Source organism: Leclercia adecarboxylata, assembly GCF_023639785.1.
Taxonomy (GTDB): Bacteria; Pseudomonadota; Gammaproteobacteria; order Enterobacterales; family Enterobacteriaceae; genus Enterobacter; species Enterobacter adecarboxylatus_D.
The window spans coordinates 1,394,363-1,408,695 of record NZ_CP098325.1; the positions used below are offsets into that span (position 1 = coordinate 1,394,363).

The window sequence follows — 14,333 nt, forward strand, 5'->3', positions numbered from 1 at the left end:
AGTATAGAAGGCGCGTGGAGGTGGGGGGCTTTTGAGAAGATTCCGGGGGAAACGTAGGCCGGGCAAGCGTCTGCGCCGCCCGGCGTAAAATTACGAAACGTGCTGGAGGAATTCCTGCAAACGCTGGCTCGGCGGGTTCTCAATCAACGTCTGCGGATTGCCATCTTCGGCAATACGGCCTTTGTCGATAAAGATCAGGCGCGAGGCCACTTTTTCGGCAAAGCCGATTTCGTGGGTCACGATCACCATCGTCATGCCTTCTTCTGCCAGGTCCTGCATCACCTTCAGCACTTCGTGGCGCAGCTCCGGGTCGAGGGCCGAGGTTGGCTCATCGAACAGCATCATTTTCGGCTTAACCGCCAGCGCACGGGCAATCGCCACGCGCTGCTGCTGCCCACCGGAGAGCTCAGACGGATAATGATGACCGCGCTCCGCCAGACCGACTTTCGCCAGCAGCTCTTTTGCAAGCTGCTCGGCTGCCGCTTTGTTGGCACCGCGCACGCGCAGAGGGCCAAACATCACGTTTTCCAGCGCCGTCAGGTGCGGGAAAAGGTAAAACTGCTGGAACACCATGCCCGCTTCCTGGCGGATCAGGCGCTCGTCCACTTTCGGATCGTTAACCTTAAGGCCATCAACAATCAGATCGCCGCTGGTTATCTCTTCCAGCTTGTTGATGCAGCGCAGCAGGGTGGATTTACCGGAACCGGACGGCCCGATAATTACCACCACTTCTCCGGTCTGGATAGTCAGGTCGATGTTGTGCAGCACCTGGGTCTGACCGAAGTGCTTGGAGACGTTTTTAAATTCAATCACAGGATTTTCATCCTTCTTTCAAGACGACGCAGCACGAAGCTCAGCGCCAGCGTAATAATCAGATAGACCACGGCCACGGCGCTCCAGATCTCCAGCGCGCGGAAGTTACCGGCAATGATCTCCTGGCCCTGACGGGTCAGTTCAGCCACGCCGATAACGATGAACAGCGAGGTGTCTTTAATGCTGATGATCCACTGGTTACCCAGCGGTGGCAGCATGCGGCGCAGCGCCAGAGGCAGGATCACGTGGCGGATGGTTTCGCGACGGGAAAGACCCAGCGCCAGACCGGCCTCGCTGAAGCCTTTGTGAATCGACAACACCGCACCGCGGGTGATCTCGGCGATATAGGCGCCGGAGTTGATCATGATGGTGACCACCGCCGCGCTGAACGGATCGATGCGCAGGTCGGTAAAGGCCATCGGCAGGGCGAAGTAGATAAACATCACCTGCACCACAATTGGCGTGCCGCGGATAACTTCGATGAAGACCAGTGCTACGTGATTGGCTATCCAGCCGCCGTAGGTGCGGGCGAAACCGGCGACGAGGCCGATAATCAACCCGCCAATCAGACCGAGGACCGAAATCCACAGGGTCATTTTGGCGCCTTCAAGCAAGAGAGGAATGGCAGGCCAGATGGCGCTCCAGTCAAACTGCATGATGTATTCCTGTATACCGTGGTGAAAACAAAAAATGAGTCATGAGGATGACTCAAATTGTATGCCCGGCAAACGCAAGCGCCACCGGGCGGTACAGTTCCTGCTTAACAGGCTGTTTTATTTAGGCTCAGTACCGAACCATTTTTTATAGATTTCGTTGTAGGTGCCGTTCTCTTTCAGGGTTTTCAGCGCGCCGTTCACTTTAGTACGCAGCTCGTCGCTGCCTTTCGGGAAGGCGATACCGTATTCCTGTGCTTCCAGAGACTCACCCACCGCTTTGAACTTGCCGTTACCTGCGGTTTTGATGAAGTAAAGGATGTTTGGCGTATCGTGCAGAACCGCGTCAGCGCGGTTGGTGCCCAATTCCATGTACGCGTTGTCGATGTTCGGGAACTGGCGCAGGTCTTTGGTTTTGATGTTTGCTTTGGCGTAATCAACAGAACCGGTGCCGCTCTTCACTGCCAGCACTTTTCCGTCGAGATCTTTCGCGCTTTTCACGTCGTTGTTGTCCGCTTTTACCATCACCAGCAGACCGCTTTTGTAGTAGCCGTCAGAGAAGTCGATGGCTTTTTTACGTGCGTCAGTAATGGTGATACCGGCCAGCGCCAGGTCAACGTTTTTGGTCTGCAGTGCCGGAACGATACCGCTGAAGTCCATCGGCTTCAGGGTGTAATCCAGCTTCAGCTCTTTAGCGATAGCCGCCCACAGATCCACGTCAAAACCAACGTACTGGTCGCCCTGTTTAAATTCGAACGGTACGAAGGCGGTGTCGGTGGCAACAATCAGTTTCTTATCAGCAGCCTGAGAAGAGACCGCAAAAGCCAGGGTAAGTGCAGCCAGTGAAACTTTTAATACAGACTTCATAGCATTTCCTTTTATATCCACGGGGCGATCCCCTGCGAGAACGAACGGCTCTATGAAAAAAACGTGCCAACTTTACAAGGTATTGTTTTTGCAAGGCCAGTTCGGATTTCATTGCACAAAAATGGTCGCAACGGCAGCACATTGCACCATAACGAAGCACGGTTTTGGTGCAGCGGGAAGCCATCACTGACGGTTATGCTATTTAGCGCAAATATTGACGGGAAAACAATCTTTCGTTAACGATTGTGTGAGGTGATTATTACAAACGCTTTACGTTTGCCGGGTGGGAGGCAAAAAGTCTGCACCATGAAAGTGCAAAACCCCCGCCGAAGGCGAGGGTGTGATAGCAAAATGCTATGGATTACTCGATGTTAGATTCGATGAACCACAGGAACTGATCCAGGTCGCGGGAAGCCGCGGTCAGGATATCGGCGGTATCTTCGTCTTTCGCCTCACCGATGGCTTTACGCACATCGTTAGCGACGACGGCATAACGGTCCGCCAGCTCTTTCAGGTGATCCTGAACGCTGTGGATATCCAGCGGGTAGCTCTTCAGGGGTGTTTTGCTGTTAATAACCTGGGTGGTACCCAGCGCCACGCCACCCAGCTGTACGGCACGCTCTGCCATGGTATCCAGGTGAGTGGTCAGTGCGGTGCGGAAGCCATCCAGCATCTCATGCACAGCAATAAAGTTGGCACCGCGCATATTCCAGTGAGCCTGTTTAGTAATCAGGGACAGGTCAATGAACTGGATCACCTGGCGATTCAGCAGCTCAATCGTCGCTTTCTTATCGCTGTCTGACACATCGTTACGGGTATACAGCAGATTAGGTGCTTTTGTTTTTACCAGTTTAGCGGTAGGCATAATCTCATTTCCTCTTGATGTTGGCGTCCAAAGTTATTTCGAAATCAAGTATAGCACCGGCTATAGATAGCGCGACCGGGTGCTGCCTATCGGTTTAATAGTGAAAGATGGGTTGTGATATTTAACTTACTGAAAATAAAGAAATAGCTATATTGGCGTGTAAATTAATCTTATTTTTTAACGGCCTGGAGGGGAGAGAAGCGATATTTCAGAATAATGACGGCTATTGCGAATGGGAATATTTCGCCGGAAACCGATTCCCGGCGAAATAACGCCTGTTAGCGGATATCCACCTCTTCGACTTTACTCTCCCGGCGCAGGGTGAGGGTCGACCCCATCGAGGCGGCAATGATGGAGCAGAGCGCCAGCGTCTGGGTAAAGGTCAGGGATTCGCCAAGGAACACCATCCCGGACATCGCCGCCAGGGCAGGCTCCATACTCATCAGGGTGCCGAAAATGCGCGTCGGCAGACGCGTCAGGGCGATCATTTCCAGCGAGTAGGGGAGCGCGGTAGAGAGCACCGCCACCGCCAGCCCCACCGGCAGAATCGACCACTGCCAGATGGATTCAGTGGCCTGGGCCATCCCCAGCGGAACGAAGACGATGGCGGCGATAAGCGATCCGAGCGCCACGGTAGCCGGGCCATGCTCCTCGCCGGCACGCTGTCCGGTCAGAATGTAGATAGCCCAGCAGGCACCCGCTCCCAGCGCCAGCGCCGCGCCGGTAAGGTCAACGTGCGAAACGTCCTGCCCCAACGGCAGCAGGAACCACAGGCCGAGAACCGCCAGCACCACCCAGATAAAGTCCACCGGCCGGCGCGAGGAAAACAGGGCCACCGCCAGCGGGCCGGTGAACTCCAGGGCCACGGCGATCCCCAGCGGCACCGTCTGAATTGACAGGTAGAAGAGGTAGTTCATCGCCCCCAGCGACAGCCCGTAAAACAGCAGGGGCAGGCGTTGCTCTTTTTTAAAGCGCAACCGCCAGGGTTTAAAAATCACCACCAGGATCAGAGTGCCAAGCGCAATACGCAGCGCCGTCACGCCAGGGGCACCCACTAGCGGAAAGAGCGATTTCGCCAGCGAGGCGCCGCTCTGAATGGAGAGCATGGCAATGAGAATGACGATTACGGGCAACCAGACTGGCGCCCTGCGAGACAACCCAGGCATCCTTTCTCCTGTCAGTTTGTGTCAAAGGAAGTAAAGAGGGGGAGTGTAAAGGAAATAACGTCGGACGGTTGAGACTTTGTTGAAAAAAAGTCGCCGCAAATCCGTAAAATGGCGGTCACACGACAGGCTTATTTCTGTAACAGATTAGGAATTGTCTGGATGAATGTATCGTGACTGGCGCGCACTATTAGTCAAATGAAACACAAATGTGGTTTTTTTTGAATAAGATAGCTGCTGGCGGAAATGTTTAGTTACATGAAAAGCCGCGTTAGACATCACGAATCACAAAGAGTTTCACAAGTTTTTTTGATATATTTAAAACTTACGGATTTACTTGAAGCACATTTGAGGTGGTTATGAAAAAAATTGCATGTCTTTCAGCACTGGCAGCTGTTCTGGCTGTTTCCGCAGGTTCCGCTGTAGCAGCGACCTCTACCGTGACTGGCGGTTACGCTCAGAGCGATATGCAGGGCGTGATGAACAAAACTAACGGTTTCAACCTGAAATATCGCTACGAGCAGGATAACGAGCCACTGGGCGTTATCGGTTCCTTCACTTACACTGAGAAAGACCGTTCCGATAACGGCGCTTACAACAAAGCTCAGTACTACGGCATCACCGCAGGTCCAGCTTTACGTCTGAACGACTGGGCAAGCATCTATGGTGTTGTGGGTGTTGGCTACGGTAAATTCCAGCAGACTGAAAACCAGGGCTTCAACCGCTCTGCAAGCAACAGCGACTACGGCTTCTCCTATGGCGCAGGTATGCAGTTCAACCCAATGGAAAACGTTGCGCTGGATGTCTCCTATGAGCAGAGCCGCATCCGTAACGTTGACGTTGGCACCTGGATCGCGGGCGTAGGTTACCGCTTCTAATCACTTCGGTGAGCCAGTAAAAAAACCCGCTTCGGCGGGTTTTTTTGTGGTCCTGAAAGCGATACAGAAATATTCAAAAGAGTATAAGGCTTGCAGCGACTCCCTGGTCCGGCTGAAAATCGCCGAGGCGTTTCCGTAAGGCCGGGGCGAGGCGCATGGACGCGCCGAGAGGGCATAGCCTGCATGGATGCAGGCTGGTGCCCGACCCGAAAGCCTGAAGGAATAAGCTGAGGGAACCGCGAAGCGGCGATTTTCTTTGCCGGGAGCCGGGATTGTTAAGGGGGCGGCGGCAGCCCCCTTAACACGTTCACGAGTAACGTAGCTTACAGAGAAACACAGAACGTAAAGTGAACGGAACTACCTCAGGTGCCGCATGCTCCCCCTCACCCCAGCCCTCTCCCTCAAGGGAGAGGGGGCGTACTGTGCCAATCTTCTGGCTGCGTGAAAATGGGATACAGGAAATATTTACCGACTCTTCGTCTCAAACAGGTCCGTCCCCAGATGGTTATAATCCACTTTCTGCAGCTTGAAGTTGGTCACATACACCGGCGGCGCCTTGTCGTTCGACAGGAAGCGGTACTTATTCATAATCTCTTTGGCACTGATCCCCGTCCACTGCGAGAAGAAGCTTAAGAAATCATTCGCCGAGCGGCGCGCTTTAATGATGCGATGGGCCTTATCATCGCTCGACAACACCATAAACGGCACCTGGAAGTTCTGCTGGAAGGTATCGTCGTGCGCCAGGTACTGCACCTCTTTCCCGCGCTCCTTAAATGCCAGCCCGTGATCGGAGAAATAGACCATCGAGAAGCTCTCCCCGGTGTTTTGCAGCTGAGCATACAGCTTGCTGAGCAGGTCATCCGTCTGGGTCATGGTATAGAGGTAGCACGAGGTCTCTTTGGACTGCACAAACTCGGCGTATTTCCCCTGGGTGCGATCGCAGGCCTGCGGGTGGGAACCCATCAGATGCAGCACGATCAGCTGCGGCTGGGTGCGATGGCTGCTGAAGACCTGTTCGGTCATCTTCAGCAACGCCTCATCCCGGGTATTTTTATCCGCCTCAAAATCGCCGCTTTTCAGGAAATGCACTTCGTCCGCGCGTTTGGCGATGCTGGCGATGGCCGTATCATACTCGCCAATCTGCCCCTGGTTGGAAAACCACCAGCTCTGGAAGCCCGCGCGGTTCGCCAGGGTAACGAAGTTATCCTGATACTGCGGCTTATTGTCCACGACCCGGTTAAGGGTCAGCCCGAGGGACTTCTGCGTTGAACCGCTGGCGGCGATATAGTCGGTAAACAGGGTGCCGTTAACCTTGCTGGCAAACGGGGTGTTATCCCAGTGGCCGCCAAAGGCACCCAGCGCGTCGCGACGGGCGCTTTCACCGATCACCACCATATAGATGTGATATTTCGGCTTCACCGCCAGCACGTTCCAGGTGTCCTTCATCTGCGACAGCTGTGCCATCCGGGTCTGCTCTTCAACCACTTCCTGGTTGTTAACCACCACATCTTTGACAAAGCGAAACACCGGATAGCCGGTATCCTTCAGCTTGAAGACGCCGCCCCAGGCCAGGTTCTGCACCGGGGCGACAAAGAAGGCTACCACGCTGAACACCAGACACAGGCTGTCGATCTTGCCCCATGCGTTTTTAGGCTGCGGTTTACGCCGCACGGCAATCACGCCGAGCGCAAAGATAAACAGGGCGACGATATAGCTGTACCACGGGAAGATGGTGAGGATCTCCGTCGACTCCTCCATATTGGTGGAGTGCATCGCCAGCAGGGTATTAAAGTTTGGCGCGCCGTAAGCCTGACCGAAGGGGAAATACATCGCCGCCACCAGCGAGCAGATCCCGACCACGCCTTTTTGCAGGCGCGGTGCAGAGAGCCAGAGCAGATGCAGGACACAGGTGAAGGCGACGGCATACAGCAGGCTGAATTCGTAGCCCAACGCAAAGTTAATGAGCAGCGACTGTAAAAAATAGAATCCCGTCCACGGGCTTAAGGCCCGGCTGCGGGTAATGAGCGTGTCTTTCAGGGTTAAATTCATAGGTCACTATCGCGAAAACGCCATGTGCTCACCCTGGCGCCAAGGGTCAAAACCTGCCTGAGAATGCGTAGAAGGGGGATTGAGGTCCGCATCTGCGAGCCGCAAAAAGTGCAGGGCTGCAAGAAGATAGAGCCAGTGAGGTATAACGTCAACAGATATAAAGGGGATGTTTTGCGAAGGGGACTGCAATTCCGTAAAAAATTCGGGGAATAACCTTCCGCCGGAAAGTATAGCGGCGATAAATGACAAAAAAATGAAGCGGCGTACCGCGACGCCGCTTAGTGGGAAGGTTTGTTCTGCTCTGGCTTGCCGTTAATGATGTCGCAAATCATATTCAGCAGCATTAAGCGTACTTTGAAGGGGGAGTGGCTAAACACGCGCATACACCTCTTGAATTCGTTCATGATGACCTCCTGCGGGTTGATCCCTTCGATCCGTGAAGGGTGACTGCATTACATACAGATATAGCACAGGCTATGTTATATGGCTATGGCTATGTCGTTAATTTTTTGTGCTTGTGTAGCGATGGTTTACAATGGCCGCTTATGCACTGATACGCTTGATGTGTCACCGGATTGAGGAAGCACAATGAACCGCCGTGCAGGTAAACCAACAACAAAAAAAATGACGCAACTGGTCAATGTCGAAGAGCATGTCGAAGGATTTCGCCAGGTTCGTGAGGCGCATCGTCGCGAACTGATTGATGATTATGTGGAGCTGATCTCGGATCTGATCCGCGAAGTCGGGGAAGCCCGTCAGGTGGACATGGCTGCGCGTCTTGGCGTCTCCCAGCCAACGGTGGCAAAAATGCTCAAGCGCCTGGCCACGGTGGGCCTGATCGAAATGATCCCCTGGCGCGGCGTGTTTCTCACCCCGGAAGGGGAAAAGCTGGCGCAGGCGAGCCGCGAGCGCCATCAGATTGTCGAAAACTTCCTGCTGGTTCTGGGCGTCAGCCCTGAGATAGCCCGCCGGGACGCAGAAGGGATGGAACATCACGTCAGCGAAGAGACGCTGCAACAGTTCCAGGCCTTTACGCTCAAATACGGATCCTCCGCAGAATGACCTTCCCAGGCCTGCGGGCGCTGGCCCGCGATCGCTTCTTCCATTTACTGCTGATTGTTGGGGTAGGGCTCAGTTTTCTGGTGCCTTTCGCGCCTGAGCGCTGGCCTGCCGCCATCGACTGGCACACCATTATTACCCTCGCCGGGCTGATGATGCTGACGAAAGGGGTAGAGCAGAGCGGTTTTTTTGACGTGCTGGGGCGCAAGATGGTGCGCCGTTTCGCCACCGAGCGGCGGTTAGCGCTCTTTATGGTCTTCTCAGCCGCGCTGCTGTCGACCTTTCTGACCAATGACGTGGCGCTGTTTATCGTGGTGCCGCTCACGCTTACGCTGCGCAAGCTTTGCGAGATCCCGGTCAACCGGCTGATCATCTTTGAAGCTCTGGCGGTAAACGCCGGGTCGCTGCTGACCCCGATTGGTAACCCGCAAAATATCCTGCTGTGGGGCCGCTCCGGGCTGTCGTTTGCCGCCTTTACCTGGCAGATGGCACCCCTGGCGCTGGTGATGATGCTGACCCTGGCGCTGCTGTGCTGGTTCGCTTTCCCGGCGGCGCCGCTGCGCTATCACAGCGGCAGCGCCCTGGCCCAGTCGAAACCGCGGCTGGCGTGGAGTTGTCTGGCGCTCTATCTGGTGTTTCTGGTGGCTCTCGATCTGAAGCAGGAGCTGTGGGGCGTGCTGCTGGTGGCGGGGGGCTTCCTGCTGCTGGCGCGTCGGGTGCTGGTCAGCGTCGACTGGACCCTGCTGCTGGTGTTCATGGCGATGTTTATCGATGTGCATCTGCTGATTCAGGTCCCGGCCCTGCACGGCGTGCTGCAGAACGTGACTCATCTGTCGCAGCCGGGACTGTGGCTGACGGCCATCGGCCTGTCGCAGTTTATCAGCAACGTGCCTTCCACCATTCTGCTGCTTAACTACGTCCCGCCGACGGCACTGCTGGCCTGGGCGGTGAACGTCGGGGGCTTTGGTCTGCTGCCCGGCTCCCTCGCAAACCTGATTGCCCTGCGGATGGCAAACGATCGCCGGATCTGGTGGCGTTTCCATCTCTGGTCGCTGCCGATGCTGGTCTGGGCCGCGCTGGTCGGTTTCGGATTATTCCTTCTCATATAGTGCCATATTTGTCAGTTTTTCCTGGCAAATGTATAGCAACGTCCTAACTTTAGTTAGCGGTATAAATTGTGATACCGCTCACTAACAGGACGGATGCTGTTCTATGGCAGAAGAAAATCACTCCTCTGAAAACACCGATAATAAAGAGACTGAACGTAAACGCCCCGGCAAAAAGCCGCTGATTATTCTGGGCATCGTGGTGATCGTGATGGTTATCGTGGCGCTGGTATGGTGGTTTATGACCCGCAACCAGGAGACTACTGACGACGCCTTCACGGAAGGTGACGCCGTCACCATTGCGCCAAAAACCTCAGGCTATGTCACCGAACTGCGGGTGCGGGATAACCAGCGGGTGAAAAAGGGCGATCTGCTGGTGACCATCGATCCCCGGGACACCGCCGCCCAGCGCGATCAGGCCAAAGCCCAGCTTGGCCTTGCCGAGGCCCAGCTGCATCAGGCCCAGGCGCAACTCGCGCTCTCTAAGGTGCAATATCCTGCCCAGCGCGACGAAGCTAACGCCAACGTGATTAAAGCCCAGGCGGATCTGGCCAACGCCCAGGCAGAATACCGCCGCCAGCGCGGGGTCGATCCCCGCGCCACCACGCAACAGAGCATCGACGCGGCCAACGCCCAGCTGCGCAGCGCGCAGGCCCAGCTTGCCAGCGCCAAAGCCCAGCTTGAGGTCGCCTCCCAGGTGCAGCTGCAAATTCGCCAGCAGGAGACCAACGTCGAAGCCCGGGAACGTCAGGTGGAGCAGGCCCGCGCCCAGCTGGAAACTGCCGAGCTGAACCTCTCTTACACCGAGGTGCGCGCTCCCTTTGACGGGTATGTCACCAAACGCAACGTCCAGACCGGCACCCTGGTGCAGGCGGGCACCGCGCTCTTCTCCCTGGTCTCAACCGATATCTGGGTGGTCGCCAACTTTAAAGAGTCCCAGCTGGAGCGGATGCGCCCTGGCAATAAGGTGACGCTGAGCGTGGACGCCTGGCCGGATCTGGAGCTGGAAGGGCATATCGACTCCATCCAGCAGGGGAGCGGCTCACGCTTCGCCGCCTTCCCGTCGGAGAATGCTACCGGCAACTTCGTGAAGATCGTCCAGCGCGTGCCGGTGAAAATCGTTATCGATAAAGGGCTGGATCCAAACATGCCGCTGCCGCTCGGTCTGTCGGTTGAACCTAAGGTCACCGTGGAATGACCGATCACAGCCACGAAAACTGGCGGCCCGCCAGCAACCCGTGGGCGGTGGCGATCGTCGTCACCCTCGCGGTGTTTATGGAGATCCTCGACACCACCATCGTCAACGTGGCGCTGCCCCACGTGGCGGGCTCGCTATCGGCCAGCTACGATGAATCCACCTGGGTGCTCACCAGCTACCTGGTGGCCAACGGCATCGTGCTGCCCATCTCGGCGTTTCTCAGCCGGGTTTTTGGCCGCAAACAGTTCTTTTTAATCTGTATTGTGATGTTCACCGTCTGCTCCTTCCTGTGCGGGATCGCCACCGAGCTGTGGCAGATCATTCTTTTCCGCATCATGCAGGGCTTCTTCGGCGGCGGGCTCCAGCCTACCCAGCAGTCGGTGCTGCTGGACTACTTCAAGCCGGAAGATCGCGGCAAAGCCTTTGGCCTGTCCTCCATCGCCATCATCGTCGCCCCGGTACTGGGGCCGACGCTCGGGGGCTGGATCACCGATAACTACTCCTGGCGCTGGGTGTTCTTTATCAACATCCCGGTGGGCATTGTGACCGTGCTGGCCATCTACCAACTGCTGGAAGATCCGCCCTGGGAGAGCAAATCAAAAGAGAAGATCCCCATCGACTGGACCGGGATCGGGCTTATCGCGCTCGGGCTGGGCTGCCTGCAGGTGATGCTTGACCGCGGCGAGGACGAAGACTGGTTTAACTCGAACTTTACCCGCACCTTTGCCGTGCTGACGCTGATCGGCATTATCGGCGCCATCTACTGGCTGCTGTATGCCAAAAAGCCGGTGGTGGATCTGCACTGCATGAAGGATAAAAACTTCGCCGTCTCCAGCCTGCTGATGGCCGGTATGGCGATGATCCTCTACGGCAGTTCGGTGGTGATCCCCCAGCTGGCACAGCAGGATCTGGGCTATACCGCGACCTGGTCGGGGCTGGTGCTTTCGCCCGGCGCGATCCTCATCGTCCTGACTATTCCGCTGGTGCTGAAGCTAATGCCCATCGTGCAGACGCGCTGGATCATCGCCTTCGGCTTTAGCTGTCTGGCGGTGGCGTTCTTCTGGTCGCGCACGCTGACGCCGGATATCGATTTCGAGACCCTGGTGCTGTTCCGCAGCGCCCAGTCGATCGGGCTGGGGTTCCTGTTTGTGCCCCTGACCACCATCGCCTTTATCTCGATCCCCCGGCAATTAAACGCCGACGCCGCGGCGCTCTTTACCATGTTCCGCAACGTGGCGGGATCGGTGGGCATTTCGCTCTCGACGGCGGCCATTACCGAGCGCTCGCAGGCCCACAGCGCCCATCTGGCTACCCATACCTCGGCGTTTGATGAGCCATTCCAGCAGACTCTGCGCGAGATGGCGCAGGCGGTGCAGAACTTCACCACCCAGGTGGGCGACCCCGCCGGTATCGCCACCGGACGCATGTACCAGGTGATGATCGAGCAGTCGCGTTTCCTGGCCTACGTGGACGTCTTTACCATTCTGAGCGCCGTGGCTCTTTTATTGATCCCGTTTTGTTTGTTGCTCTCGCCGGTTAAGAGCGAGGGGAGTGCAGGAGCACACTGATGATTCGACGTTTAAGTCCCCTGATGTTAATGCTGATGCTGGCGGGCTGCGCCGTGGGGCCTGATTATCAGCAGCCCGTCCCGCAGACCCCGACCCACTGGAACGATCCCGGTGACCGGGGCGTGAAATCCCAGGCCGCATCAAGCGCGACGAATCCCCGCTGGTGGAAGACCTTCGCCGATCCGCAACTGGACAGCCTGATTGAGCGCGCCATCGCCGGCAACCTGTCGCTGCAGCAAACCGTGCTGCGCATCGCCGGGGCGAGGGAGCAGATCAACCAGGCGGGCGGGGCTTTCTTCCCGGCGGTGAACGGCAATCTGCAGGCCACCCGGCAGCAGCTGGGGCTGGAGGGCGAGCTGAAATCCCACGGCGTCTACGACCAGCTGGACGATGTCGATCCTGAACTGCGTGGGGCGCTGGGCCCCCTGACCCAGCCGATCAACCTTTACCAGGGCAGCTTTGACGCCCAGTGGGAGCTGGATCTGTGGGGCAAGGTGCGTCGTCAGGTTGAGGCCGCCAACGCCCAGCAGCAGGCGGCCATCGAGCAGCGCAACGATGCGCTGGTGTCGCTGGAAGCGGAAGTCGCCCGCGCCTGGCTCCAGCTGCGCGGCGCGCAGAGCAGCATCGCTACCCTTAATACCCAGATCGAAAGCGCACAGCAGACCCTGGAGCTGACCGACAGCCGCCAGCGCGGCGGCCTGTCGCCGCAGATGGACGTGGAGAACGCCCGCGCCCAGCTTGGCAACCTGGAGGCGCAGCTTCCGCAGTATGAAGCCCAGGCGCGGCAGGCGATGAACGGCCTGGCGATCCTGCTAGGCAAACCGCCGGGGGCGCTGGACGGTGAACTTCAGGCCAGCAAACCGCTGCCCGCGCTGCCGGAGATTGTCCCTACCGGCATTCCTTCCACCCTGGCGCGACGCCGTCCGGACGTGCGGGAAGCCGAGGCGAATCTGCATGCGGCCACCGCGCAGATCGGCGTCTCGGTGGCGCAGCTGTTCCCCAGCGTCTCCCTCAGCGGCCAGTTTGGCCTGCGTAACAGCGAAGCCAGCTGGCTCACCGACTGGAGTAGCCACTTCTACAGCGTGGGGCCGCAGGTCTCTATTCCCATCTTTCAGGGCGGCCGGCTGGTCTCCAGCGTGAAGGTGGCCCGCGCCCAGCAGGGTGCCGCCGTGCTGGAGTATCGTCAGACGGTGCTCACCGCGCTGGGGGATGTGGAAAACGCGCTGGTCAGCTACCGCACCGACCAGAAGCGGGAGGCGGGATTAAGCAAAACTATTGATGCGCTGCAAAATGCTTTCGATCTGGCGAGCAGCAGCTACCGGCAGGGGATCGCGACCTTTATCGACGTGCTGGATGCCCAGCGCCAGCTGGCCCAGGCGCAGCAGCAGCGGGATCAGGCCCGGGTGCAGAGCGCGCTGGATCTGGTGGCGCTTTATAAAGCCCTGGGTGGGGGATGGGAGCCGTATCAGGAGGTGCGGTTGCCGGATTATGCGGTGTTTGGGGATGCGCCGAGGGGATGATTCAGTGGTATGTTCCGTTCACTTTATGATCGGAACATAATGGTATTCCTGCACATGTGAACGGGAAAAGGGGGCCACCGCGGCCCCCTTTTCAATCCCCGCGGCCCCGCAAGAAATCGGTGCTGCGCACTACGCTCACCTCCCGACCTGCTGCCTGCGGTCGGCTCAACTCGTGATTACTCGTCCCGTCCCTGGGACTCGCCCCTTCGGGGCCAACGCAAGCGTTGTTCAAAATTGCTCCAAGCAATTTTGTCTGTCTCGATTCGCCTCTGGCCGCTATCCCTGGCGTCCAGCCCTTGTCATCCGGTCTCCGGTTCGCCGATTTCAGCGGGAACTCAACCCCCGTGCCACATTCAGGCAATGAACCAGGGCCTTAAGTAATGACTTAAAATGATTCATTCAAAAGATTAAGAAGGTGGAGGGAGCGTAGGTCCGGCTGAAAATCGCCGAAGCGTTTCCTGTAGGCCGGGGCGAGGCGCAGGGATGCGCCGAGAGGGCGTGACCTACATGGATGTAGGATCACGCCCGACCCGAAAGCCGGAAGGAATAAGCTGAGGGAACCGCGAAGCGGCGATTTTCTTTGCCGGGAGCCGG

General features: G+C 57.3%; 13 protein-coding genes. 6 read left to right on the forward strand and 7 right to left on the reverse strand.

What is annotated here, in order from left to right; translation table 11 throughout:
- Window positions 1–90 precede the first annotated feature (90 nt).
- From glnQ to rhtA, 5 genes are all read right to left on the reverse strand, one after another.
- Complete coding sequence (gene glnQ, locus NB069_RS06545; RefSeq protein ID WP_250588617.1) at window positions 91–813, reverse strand: glutamine ABC transporter ATP-binding protein GlnQ; 723 nt, start codon at window positions 811–813, stop codon at window positions 91–93.
- The gene (gene glnP / locus NB069_RS06550; RefSeq protein ID WP_250588618.1) at window positions 810–1,469 is read right to left on the reverse strand and encodes a glutamine ABC transporter permease GlnP; all 660 of its coding nucleotides are present in this window, start codon (window positions 1,467–1,469) and stop codon (window positions 810–812) included. Before glnP ends, glnQ begins: the two co-directional genes overlap by 4 nt.
- Before the next feature lie 117 nt (window positions 1,470–1,586).
- A complete protein-coding gene (glnH, locus tag NB069_RS06555) occupies window positions 1,587–2,333 on the reverse strand; it encodes a glutamine ABC transporter substrate-binding protein GlnH (RefSeq protein ID WP_250588619.1) in 747 nt (248 codons plus the stop codon).
- 361 nt (window positions 2,334–2,694) lie between these two features.
- Window positions 2,695–3,198 (reverse strand): DNA starvation/stationary phase protection protein Dps, encoded by a 504-nt coding sequence (gene dps, locus NB069_RS06560; protein WP_250588620.1) that lies wholly within the window; start codon window positions 3,196–3,198, stop codon window positions 2,695–2,697.
- A gap of 278 nt (window positions 3,199–3,476) precedes the next feature.
- On the reverse strand, window positions 3,477–4,364 hold the full coding sequence (rhtA, locus tag NB069_RS06565) for a threonine/homoserine exporter RhtA (RefSeq protein ID WP_250588621.1): 888 nt from the start codon (window positions 4,362–4,364) through the stop codon (window positions 3,477–3,479).
- 356 nt (window positions 4,365–4,720) lie between these two features.
- Between rhtA and ompX the strand changes: the two genes are divergently transcribed.
- Window positions 4,721–5,239 carry an outer membrane protein OmpX gene (gene ompX / locus NB069_RS06570; protein WP_250588622.1) on the forward strand — a complete coding sequence of 173 codons (519 nt, stop codon included), beginning with the start codon at window positions 4,721–4,723 and terminating at the stop codon, window positions 5,237–5,239.
- 465 nt (window positions 5,240–5,704) lie between these two features.
- Here ompX and NB069_RS06575 read toward each other — a convergent pair whose 3' ends face one another.
- Window positions 5,705–7,288 carry a phosphoethanolamine transferase gene (locus NB069_RS06575; protein ID WP_250588623.1) on the reverse strand — a complete coding sequence of 528 codons (1,584 nt, stop codon included), beginning with the start codon at window positions 7,286–7,288 and terminating at the stop codon, window positions 5,705–5,707.
- Between the two features lie 278 nt (window positions 7,289–7,566).
- Window positions 7,567–7,692, reverse strand: coding sequence for a manganase accumulation protein MntS (mntS, locus tag NB069_RS06580; protein ID WP_103178798.1), 126 nt, complete (start codon window positions 7,690–7,692; stop codon window positions 7,567–7,569).
- A gap of 184 nt (window positions 7,693–7,876) precedes the next feature.
- Here mntS and mntR point away from each other — a divergent pair, with 184 nt between their 5' ends.
- From mntR to NB069_RS06605, 5 genes are all read left to right on the forward strand, one after another.
- Window positions 7,877–8,350, forward strand: a complete 474-nt coding sequence (mntR, locus tag NB069_RS06585; RefSeq protein ID WP_250588624.1) for a manganese-binding transcriptional regulator MntR — start codon at window positions 7,877–7,879, stop codon at window positions 8,348–8,350.
- On the forward strand, window positions 8,347–9,456 hold the full coding sequence (locus tag NB069_RS06590; protein WP_250588625.1) for an anion transporter: 1,110 nt from the start codon (window positions 8,347–8,349) through the stop codon (window positions 9,454–9,456). Before mntR ends, NB069_RS06590 begins: the two co-directional genes overlap by 4 nt.
- 103 nt (window positions 9,457–9,559) lie before the next feature.
- Window positions 9,560–10,651: an HlyD family secretion protein gene (locus NB069_RS06595; RefSeq protein ID WP_250588626.1), complete on the forward strand. Its 1,092-nt coding sequence runs from the start codon at window positions 9,560–9,562 to the stop codon at window positions 10,649–10,651.
- Entirely contained in the window at window positions 10,648–12,219 is a 1,572-nt protein-coding gene (locus NB069_RS06600; RefSeq protein ID WP_250588627.1) for a DHA2 family efflux MFS transporter permease subunit, read from the forward strand. The genes NB069_RS06595 and NB069_RS06600 overlap by 4 nt, the downstream gene beginning before the upstream one ends.
- The gene (locus tag NB069_RS06605) at window positions 12,216–13,739 is read left to right on the forward strand and encodes an efflux transporter outer membrane subunit (RefSeq protein ID WP_250589465.1); all 1,524 of its coding nucleotides are present in this window, start codon (window positions 12,216–12,218) and stop codon (window positions 13,737–13,739) included. Before NB069_RS06600 ends, NB069_RS06605 begins: the two co-directional genes overlap by 4 nt.
- The last annotated feature ends 594 nt before the right edge of the window (window positions 13,740–14,333 follow it).

Bases quoted from the DNA above. Each gene is read 5' to 3' on its own strand.
- glnP (WP_250588618.1), bottom strand. From the start codon at position 1,469: ATGCAGTTTGACTGGAGCGCCATCTGGCCTGCCATTCCTCTCTTGCTT.
- glnH (WP_250588619.1), bottom strand. From the start codon at position 2,333: ATGAAGTCTGTATTAAAAGTTTCACTGGCTGCACTTACCCTGGCTTTT.
- dps (WP_250588620.1), bottom strand. From the start codon at position 3,198: ATGCCTACCGCTAAACTGGTAAAAACAAAAGCACCTAATCTGCTGTAT.
- rhtA (WP_250588621.1), bottom strand. From the start codon at position 4,364: ATGCCTGGGTTGTCTCGCAGGGCGCCAGTCTGGTTGCCCGTAATCGTC.
- ompX (WP_250588622.1), top strand. From the start codon at position 4,721: ATGAAAAAAATTGCATGTCTTTCAGCACTGGCAGCTGTTCTGGCTGTT.
- NB069_RS06575 (WP_250588623.1), bottom strand. From the start codon at position 7,288: ATGAATTTAACCCTGAAAGACACGCTCATTACCCGCAGCCGGGCCTTA.
- mntS (WP_103178798.1), bottom strand. From the start codon at position 7,692: ATGAACGAATTCAAGAGGTGTATGCGCGTGTTTAGCCACTCCCCCTTC.
- mntR (WP_250588624.1), top strand. From the start codon at position 7,877: ATGAACCGCCGTGCAGGTAAACCAACAACAAAAAAAATGACGCAACTG.
- NB069_RS06590 (WP_250588625.1), top strand. From the start codon at position 8,347: ATGACCTTCCCAGGCCTGCGGGCGCTGGCCCGCGATCGCTTCTTCCAT.
- NB069_RS06595 (WP_250588626.1), top strand. From the start codon at position 9,560: ATGGCAGAAGAAAATCACTCCTCTGAAAACACCGATAATAAAGAGACT.
- NB069_RS06600 (WP_250588627.1), top strand. From the start codon at position 10,648: ATGACCGATCACAGCCACGAAAACTGGCGGCCCGCCAGCAACCCGTGG.